The sequence below is a fragment of the Thalassospira alkalitolerans genome (assembly GCF_002115745.1).
In the GTDB taxonomy this organism is placed as follows: domain Bacteria; phylum Pseudomonadota; class Alphaproteobacteria; order Rhodospirillales; family Thalassospiraceae; genus Thalassospira; species Thalassospira alkalitolerans.
In genome coordinates this window covers 1-366 of sequence record NZ_JFKB01000063.1, presented here as the reverse complement: position 1 = coordinate 366, position 366 = coordinate 1, and the positions used below count along the sequence as shown (strand labels likewise).

The 366-nt window shown below is 50.3% G+C and carries 1 pseudogene; it reads left to right on the top strand.

Annotated features, from left to right (window positions below):
• Positions 1-41: 41 nt before the first annotated feature.
• Positions 42-366, top strand: a pseudogene (locus TALK_RS21915) (IS3 family transposase); the annotation flags it as partial.

The window sequence follows — 366 nt, the reverse complement described above, 5'->3', positions numbered from 1 at the left end:
TGTCTCGTCCTGAAATACGTTGTCAGCTATAGGAGCAGACAATGTCGAGTTCAGGTACAGAGCGCCGCAAGCGCACACAACGGGACTACAACATGGGCTTTAAATTGGCCGTTGTTGATCAGGTCGAAAAAGGCGAGATGACCTATAAGCAGGCGCAATCGCGGTATGGCATTCAGGGAAGAAGTACGGTCCTGAAGTGGTTGCGCAAACATGATAAGCTTGACTGGTCCACAGCGAGGCATACCGCCATGTCAAAATCGGAAGAAACCCCGGAACAGAAGATCAAGCGCCTTGAAAAGGAGCTTGAAGACGAACGCATTCGCGTCATGGTCATGGATGGCATGATCACCATCATGGATCAGGAAT